Genomic DNA, 7,777 nt, shown 5'->3' on the forward strand with positions numbered 1-7,777 from the left:
ACCAAGGAAGGTACCGTTGTTTACCAAAACAGCGCTATAGCCTTGGGGAACGATAACCACACTGCCATCCGACAAGAGTCCAGTATTTTGATTGCTGTGACGAGAACGTCCATCTGGGTCTTTTGTGAGTAATTGTCCCTTGATGGCCAAGGCGTCGCCAGAGACATTGTCTGGAAGGACGATGGCTTCCTTGAATTTACTATCATTAAAACTATTTAAGCCTGCTGATAAGGCTGCACGTATAAATCCCATAATTCCTCCTAATTATAAAGCTCGTCTTCATCCACAACATCATAGGTATCCAGTACCCATTGGTTTGGACTGCGAGAGAGATTGGCACCACAGTAGTCGCACTCGCTAACTGCAGAGATTTTCAATGGGGCGCCACAGTTTGGACAGTGGTCGCTCACAACTTGGTCTGTATTGACTGCTTGCGTTTGGCTACCGTGTTGGCGGATAAAGTTCAATTGATACACGGTGAAGAGATCTTTTTTAGGGTCTCCTTCAAGGACACGGCGAGTCTCATCGTCAATGACATAGTCTCGTAAAATTGATGATAGAATCACCACTAAGGTATCGTTTCCGTCAGGATTTTCAATAAACTCCTTGATGCGAACATTTTCGATACAAACTTTCTCTAAAACATTAGTTGTTTTAGCACGAATATGGTCTTCGAGTTGGGCACTGTGTTGGGAGTAGAGACTGGTACTTTCCAAAGCGCGGACAGAGTTCCAATTTTTCTCAGTCCAGGCAACCTGCAATTTAAGGTAGACTTCCTTAACCCAAGATGTGAAAGCTTCCGCGTCAAAGTTTGGATCTCCGTATTTCACAAGACTAATGGCCCGTGTGTTGTGTTCAACTCGACGATGGAGCGTTTGAGAATCATTACTAGTGTCTGTTGAACTTGAATCTTCTGAGTTATTATTCGAGGCTTTAAAGATACTAACTAGGAAAACTCCTGCGACAATCAGGAATACCAATCCCATTTCGAATGAGTTGGTAGAGCTACTAGAGGATGATCCATATCCAGAGCGGTAGTAGTGGTATGATGATCCGCCAGAACGACTTCCACCTCCACTTGAGCGGCTACTACTGCGGCTGCTCCCTCCACTTCTGGAATGTCCGACACCCGCATCAACGATTTGAGGCACGGATAGAAAAACAAGTAATAAACAGGTCATTAAAAGAGCGTAAAACTTTTTCATGTGTCTCCTAACTATATGATTGAAAAGGTAGCTGTCTAGACTACTGGGTGACTACTAGCGAATTACTCACTTTCTTTCAACTTGGCCAATTCCTGTGCAAGGAGTTTAAGGGCAACTTGTGGGTTGGCTTGGCCTTTGGTTGCCTTCATAAGGAATCCTGTGAAGGCCTTGTCTGCGTTACGTTTGCCTGACTTAAAGTCGGCAACGGCAGCTTCGTTATCCGCAAAGACTTGGTGGATGATTGGAATCAGAACATCTGGATCTGAGATTTGCACCAAGCCTGCTTTTTCCACGTATTCACGCGCGCCACCACCATTTTTAGCTAGGTGGACAAAGACTTTCTTGGCAATCTTAGAAGAGATCGTGCCGTCTTCGATGATGGCAATCATTTCTACTAAGTTTTCTGGTGTCAATTCGATTTGTTCCAGTGTTTTACCTTCGGCGTTCAAGAACTGAGCGACTTCGCCTTGGAGCCAGTTAGAGACTTGTTTGGCATCGCCACCGAGGGCAACAGCTTTTTCAAAGAAGTCAGAAGTGACTTTGTTTGCAGTCAACTGGCTAGCATCGTAGTCTGACAAGCCAAGATCAGATACGTAGCGCGCACGGCGTTCTTTTGGAAACTCTGGCAATTCTGTTCGCATTTCCTCAATCCACTCGTCTGAGATTTCAAAGAGTGGTAGGTCTGGTTCTGGGAAGTAGCGGTAGTCTGCAGCACCTTCTTTGACACGCATGAGGATAGTTGCCTTGTTAGCTTCATCGTAACGGCGCGTTTCTTGGCGAATTTGACCACCTGAGCGAAGGATTTCAGCTTGACGTTGAACTTCGTATTCAAGACCCTTACGAACATTTGAGAAGGAGTTGAGGTTCTTTAACTCAGTCTTGGTACCGAATTTTTCTTGACCGTAAGGACGAAGGGAAATGTTGGCATCCACACGCATAGAACCTTCTTCCATCTTAACGTCAGAAATACCAGCGTACTGGATGACTTCCTTTAGGGCAGTTAGATAAGCATAGGCTTCTTCTGGGGAACGCATGTCTGCTTCAGATACAATCTCAATCAAGGGCACCCCTTGACGGTTGAGGTCAACATAAGAGTAGCCATCTGTACCGTGGGTGTTTTTACCAGCGTCTTCTTCTAAGTGGGCGCGTTCGATACCGATTTTCTTAGTCGTACCATCTTCTAGTTCCACTTCGATCCAGCCGTTATAACCGATTGGCTCATCAAACTGAGAAATTTGGTAGGCTTTTGGATTATCAGGGTAGAAGTAGTTCTTGCGGTCAAAGTGCATCTTTTTGTGGATGTCCATGTTGAGGGCAAGAGCTGCCTTGATACCGGCATCGACAACCCCTTTATTGAGAACTGGCAGAACTCCTGGGAAGGACCAGTCAATCACGTTAGTGTTGGCATTTTGGTCATTTCCAAAGTGAGCAGAAGTTGGTGAGAAGATTTTTGAATTGGTGTTGAGCTCTACGTGGACTTCAAGTCCAATGACTGTTTCAAAGTTCATTAGTTATCACCTCCAAAAATCACAGGTTGTTGTTTGTGGTAGTCTGTTGTTGCTTCAAAGGCAGCAGCAGCTTGGTAAATGGTCTCCTCAGAGTATTTAGGACCGATCAATTGGAGACCGACTGGTAGACCTTGAGCAAATCCAGCAGGAATCGAAATTCCTGGGAGACCTGCTAAGTTGACTGGGATGGTCAAAAGGTCAGCTAAGTACATGGCAACTGGATCGTGGTTGAGTGAATCCAAGTCATAGGCAACGCTTGGAGCAGTTGGTCCTAGGATTAAATCGTAATCCGCAAAGACTTTTTCGAAATCTTGGATGATGAGGGTACGAACTTGTCCAGCCTTCTTGTAATAGGCATCATAGTAACCTGATGAAAGGCTAAATGTTCCAAGCATGATACGGCGTTTCACTTCTTCACCGAAACCTTGGCTACGGCTGTTTACATAGATTTCATCAAGGTTGCTTGCATCTTCTGTGCGGTAGCCATAACGGATACCGTCAAAGCGTTGCAAGTTTGAGGAAGCTTCAGATGAAGCGATAATATAGTAAACGGCAACACCGTATTTAGAATGAGGAAGGCTCACTTCTTCGACGATGGCACCAAGTTTTTCAAAGTGTTTGGCCGCGTTCAAGATTGTTTCCTTAACCTCTGGGTCAATCCCTTCACCAAGGTATTCCTTAGGTAAAGCAATTTTCATGCCCTTGATGTCTTGACCGATTTTTGAAGTAAAGTCAGCGATGCGGACAGGAGCAGAAGTAGAGTCCTTGGAGTCTTCGCTAGCAATAGCATTAAGCAAGAGAGCATTTTCTTTAACAGTTGGTGCAAAAGGTCCAATCTGGTCTAATGAGCTACCAAAGGCAATGAGACCGAAACGAGAAACCGTTCCGTAGGTTGGCTTGAGACCAACGATCCCGTTGAAGGCAGCAGGTTGGCGGATGGAACCACCAGTATCAGAACCAAGTGACAAGCGGACTTGCCCAGAAGCTACAGCTGCGGCAGAACCGCTTGATGAACCACCAGGAACCTTGCTGTGGTCCCAAGCATTTTTAGTCGCACCATAGTGGGAAGTCTCACCTGATCCACCCATGGCAAACTCGTCCATGTTGGTTTTTCCGACAACAATCATACCCTTAGCTTTGGCATTGGCAACGGCTGTCGCATCAAAGATAGGCTCGTAGTTGTAGAGCATTTTTGAGGCTGCGGTTGTGAGGATACCGTCGGTAGAGATATTATCCTTAACAGCGAGCGGAATTCCTGAAAGGACATTGTCCACATCAATTCCAGCTTCATCAATAGCTTTAGCTTGAGCAAGGGCTTGTTCTTCAGCGATAGTGACAAAAGCATTGATAGCTTTCTCGCGAGACTTGATATCTTCAAGCGTGGCTTGTGTCAATTCAGTTGCAGAAATTTCCTTAGAGACAAGGAGGTTGTGCAAGTCTTCAATAGTTTTGTTATTAAAAGTCATTAGGCATCTCCTCCATCATCTAGGATAGCTGGTACCTTGATATAGTAGTTTTCTTTTTCAGGTACGTTTTTAAACAAGCGGTCACGGTCTGTTCCTTCTTCAGCCACATCAGGGCGGAGTACGGTCTTGCGGTCAGCCATGGTTGTAGTAGGTGCGACACCAGTTGTGTCGACTTCGCCCAGCAATTCAACCATGTCAACAATTTTAGACAAGGTTGTCGCAAAGGCAGCAGTTTCTTCTTCAGAGAATCTTAATTTTGAAAGATTGGCAACGTGTGTTACCTCTTCTTGCGTAATTTTCATCTTGCATCCTTTCGTGAAATGATGATTTTTAGTCTGTTCTATTTTACCATATTTTCCTATAAATAAGGGAGCCAAACTGAAAAGAAATAGAAATTGAAAAATCGCTTTTAATTCGCTATAATGGTTAAACTAGAGAATAGAAAAAATAAAAGTTAGGATAGAAATATGTTCCATCAATTTATCACCAGATCTCAGACGGTTCCTCCTCCCATTTCCCTCTTTTGGTATGGGACTATGATGCTTACTTTAGTGCTTTGTATTTATGGAGCACTTGCTTATCACAAGAATCCGAAATTTGTCCGCTTGTTTAAGGGGATTCAGATCCTCCAGTTGCTAGCCCTATATAGTTGGTATGTTGGCTTTGGGATTCCATTTTCTAATAGCCTTCCATTTTACCATTGCCGTTTGGCTATGTTTGCGGTGGTTTTCTTGCCAGATAAATGGCGGAGCAAGCAATATTTTGCCCTCTTAGGAGCAAGCGGAGCGGTCTTTGCTTTGGTTTACCCGGTTTTTGATCCCTATGATTTCCCCCATATCACCAGTTTTTCATTTTTGATAGGGCACTATGCCCTTCTAGTGAATTCCTTGGTTTACTTGATGAATCACTATGACAAGACCTTGCTCAAGAAATATATGATTGTGGCCTATACCTTTATTCTCAATCTCTTTCTAGTTGGTGTTAATCAGGTGACAGGTGGAAATTATGGTTTGTTAAACAAGACACCTTTTATTCCGGATGCGCCCTTGTGGTTAAAATATCTCCTTGTGTCCGTCATCCTCTCACTGGCTCTGGTTCTTTTTGATATCTTGTTCAAGAAACGGTGGAAAAAGAGAAATCAGGTGCAATCTGTGCTCTAGCTTGCCTTTTCATCGGATGAGCAATTGAAAAACTCCCCAAAATCCGATATAATGGAGAGTTGAAAGGAATAGTAAAATCCAATGTAAACATCATTCTTAGCTACTGAAACAACTAAAAATAGAAAATCAAAGAAAGAGAACTTATGACTATTCAAGAAGAAATTAAGAAACGTCGTACTTTTGCTATCATCTCCCACCCGGACGCCGGGAAAACAACCATCACTGAGCAGTTGCTCTACTTTGGGGGCGAGATTCGTGAGGCTGGTACGGTTAAAGGGAAGAAAACAGGGACTTTTGCCAAGTCTGACTGGATGGATATCGAGAAACAACGTGGGATTTCGGTCACGTCATCTGTTATGCAGTTTGACTACGATGGCAAGCGCGTGAACATCCTCGACACACCAGGACACGAGGACTTCTCAGAAGATACTTATCGTACCTTGATGGCGGTGGATGCTGCGGTCATGGTCGTGGACTCTGCCAAGGGTATCGAGGCCCAAACCAAGAAATTGTTTGAGGTTGTGAAGCACCGTGGCATCCCAGTCTTTACCTTTATGAACAAGCTGGACCGTGACGGTCGTGAGCCACTGGACCTCTTGCAAGAACTAGAAGAAGTCTTGGGTATTGCGAGCTACCCTATGAACTGGCCAATCGGGATGGGGAAAGCTTTCGAAGGCTTGTATGACCTTTATAACCAACGTTTGGAACTCTATAAAGGGGATGAGCGTTTTGCCAGTCTGGAAGAAGGGGATAAGCTCTTTGGAAGCAATCCTTTCTACGCTCAGGTTAAGGATGATATCGAACTGTTGCAAGAAGCAGGAAATGAATTTTCAGAAGAAGCTATTCTTGCAGGAGAACTGACTCCAGTCTTCTTTGGTTCAGCCCTCACTAACTTTGGGGTGCAGACCTTCCTTGAGACCTTCCTTAAGTTTGCTCCTGAACCACATGGCCACAAGAAAACAGATGGCGAAATTGTGGATCCTTATGATAAGGATTTCTCAGGATTTGTCTTTAAAATCCAAGCCAACATGGACCCTCGTCACCGTGACCGTATCGCCTTTGTGCGTATCGTATCAGGTGAGTTTGAGCGAGGGATGAGTGTCAATCTGCCTCGTACTGGGAAGACTGCCAAGCTTTCTAATGTCACCCAGTTTATGGCCGAAAGTCGTGAAAATGTCACTAATGCCGTAGCAGGTGATATCATCGGGGTTTACGATACCGGTACTTATCAGGTTGGAGATACCTTGACGGTTGGAAAAAACAAGTTTGAATTTGAACCCCTTCCAACCTTTACACCTGAGATTTTCATGAAAGTTTCTGCTAAGAACGTTATGAAACAAAAATCCTTCCACAAGGGGATTGAACAATTGGTGCAAGAAGGAGCCATTCAGCTTTACAAGAATTACCAAACTGGTGAGTACATGCTAGGAGCTGTCGGACAACTCCAGTTTGAAGTCTTTAAGCACCGTATGGAAGGCGAGTACAATGCAGAAGTGGTCATGAGCCCAATGGGTAAAAAGACCGTTCGTTGGATCAAGCCTGAGGACTTGGATGAACGGATGTCCTCAAGCCGCAATATCTTGGCTAAAGACCGTTTCGACCAACCAGTCTTTCTCTTTGAAAATGACTTTGCCCTTCGCTGGTTTGCGGACAAGTATCCAGACGTAGAGTTGGAGGAGAAGATGTAACTCAGCACCAACAATTGGAACTAAAGTTCCTAATTGTTGGACGCTAGTCGCTATTTGGCGAACTAGCTAACTGCCTTACTGGCAAATAGAATCGATTTGCCAAACTCCGTGTCGTAGTGTAAAATCGGCTTACCGAAACGCTTCACTAGGAAAAATCCACGAATATTATTGATTCGTGGATTTTTTCGTCGTAACCACGTTTTACAAATGAAATCGATTTGTAAAACTCAGTGTCGTAATCTAACAATCGGTAACTGCTATGGCGGCTTACCTAAACGCTTCACTAGAAAAAGTCCATGAATGGTTTCGATTCGTGGATTTTTTGTTTGAATGTATAAACGGCCACCCTCGAGGTGGTCTTTTATTTATGTGACTATTAGTCCGTCTCGCTCCGCAAGGTGCGAGACAAATAAACCACCCGCTATGCGGGTGCGCATCGAAGGTTATACCAAAAAACTCCAAACGCGATACAATAAAGGTGTTCAAGCCAATTGTAAAGCGAAAGGAGAAAAATATGGCACAGAAGGCACATAGTTTATCACACACAAAGTGGATGTGTAAATATCACATTGTGTCCACCCCTAAGTATAGACGAAAAGTAATTTATAATCAATATCGAAGCAGTTTGGGAGAAATATTCCATCGATTATGTAGTTATAAAGGTGTTGAGATTATCGAAGGACACTTAATGCCTGATCATGTACATATGTTAGTAAGTATTCCACCAAGGATAAGTGTTTCAAGTTTCAT

At 44.0% G+C, this 7,777-nt stretch carries 7 protein-coding genes and 1 pseudogene; 3 read left to right on the top strand and 5 right to left on the bottom strand.

Annotated features, from left to right (window positions below; genetic code table 11):
• The 5 genes and pseudogenes from SORDD27_RS10060 to gatC all read right to left on the bottom strand — a co-directional run.
• Positions 1-252 (bottom strand): annotated as a pseudogene (locus SORDD27_RS10060) (SPFH domain-containing protein); the annotation flags it as partial.
• An 8-nt stretch (positions 253-260) separates the two neighbouring features.
• Entirely contained in the window at positions 261-1,205 is a 945-nt protein-coding gene (locus SORDD27_RS00930; RefSeq protein WP_000715065.1) for a zinc-ribbon domain-containing transport protein, read from the bottom strand.
• 62 nt (positions 1,206-1,267) lie between these two features.
• Positions 1,268-2,713, bottom strand: a complete 1,446-nt coding sequence (gatB, locus tag SORDD27_RS00935; RefSeq protein WP_001008649.1) for an Asp-tRNA(Asn)/Glu-tRNA(Gln) amidotransferase subunit GatB — start codon at positions 2,711-2,713, stop codon at positions 1,268-1,270.
• Positions 2,713-4,179 carry an Asp-tRNA(Asn)/Glu-tRNA(Gln) amidotransferase subunit GatA gene (gatA, locus tag SORDD27_RS00940; RefSeq protein ID WP_061426800.1) on the bottom strand — a complete coding sequence of 489 codons (1,467 nt, stop codon included), beginning with the start codon at positions 4,177-4,179 and terminating at the stop codon, positions 2,713-2,715. Before gatA ends, gatB begins: the two co-directional genes overlap by 1 nt.
• A complete protein-coding gene (gene gatC, locus SORDD27_RS00945) occupies positions 4,179-4,481 on the bottom strand; it encodes an Asp-tRNA(Asn)/Glu-tRNA(Gln) amidotransferase subunit GatC (RefSeq protein WP_000705420.1) in 303 nt (100 codons plus the stop codon). The genes gatA and gatC overlap by 1 nt, the downstream gene beginning before the upstream one ends.
• Before the next feature lie 165 nt (positions 4,482-4,646).
• On the opposite strand from gatC, the gene SORDD27_RS00950 reads away from it, so the two are divergent.
• The 3 genes from SORDD27_RS00950 to tnpA form a co-directional block, all read left to right on the top strand.
• Positions 4,647-5,339 carry a YwaF family protein gene (locus SORDD27_RS00950; RefSeq protein WP_061426802.1) on the top strand — a complete coding sequence of 231 codons (693 nt, stop codon included), beginning with the start codon at positions 4,647-4,649 and terminating at the stop codon, positions 5,337-5,339.
• 143 nt (positions 5,340-5,482) lie between these two features.
• On the top strand, positions 5,483-7,027 hold the full coding sequence (locus SORDD27_RS00955; protein WP_000155105.1) for a peptide chain release factor 3: 1,545 nt from the start codon (positions 5,483-5,485) through the stop codon (positions 7,025-7,027).
• A gap of 514 nt (positions 7,028-7,541) precedes the next feature.
• The coding region (gene tnpA, locus SORDD27_RS10065) for an IS200/IS605 family transposase (RefSeq protein ID WP_231069256.1) at positions 7,542-7,777 on the top strand (236 nt) is incomplete at its 3' end.

This window comes from Streptococcus oralis, assembly GCF_001579025.1.
In the GTDB taxonomy this organism is placed as follows: Bacteria; Bacillota; Bacilli; order Lactobacillales; family Streptococcaceae; genus Streptococcus; species Streptococcus oralis_X.

Bases quoted from the DNA above. Each gene is read 5' to 3' on its own strand.
- SORDD27_RS00930 (WP_000715065.1), bottom strand. From the start codon at position 1,205: ATGAAAAAGTTTTACGCTCTTTTAATGACCTGTTTATTACTTGTTTTT.
- gatB (WP_001008649.1), bottom strand. From the start codon at position 2,713: ATGAACTTTGAAACAGTCATTGGACTTGAAGTCCACGTAGAGCTCAAC.
- gatA (WP_061426800.1), bottom strand. From the start codon at position 4,179: ATGACTTTTAATAACAAAACTATTGAAGACTTGCACAACCTCCTTGTC.
- gatC (WP_000705420.1), bottom strand. From the start codon at position 4,481: ATGAAAATTACGCAAGAAGAGGTAACACACGTTGCCAATCTTTCAAAA.
- SORDD27_RS00950 (WP_061426802.1), top strand. From the start codon at position 4,647: ATGTTCCATCAATTTATCACCAGATCTCAGACGGTTCCTCCTCCCATT.
- SORDD27_RS00955 (WP_000155105.1), top strand. From the start codon at position 5,483: ATGACTATTCAAGAAGAAATTAAGAAACGTCGTACTTTTGCTATCATC.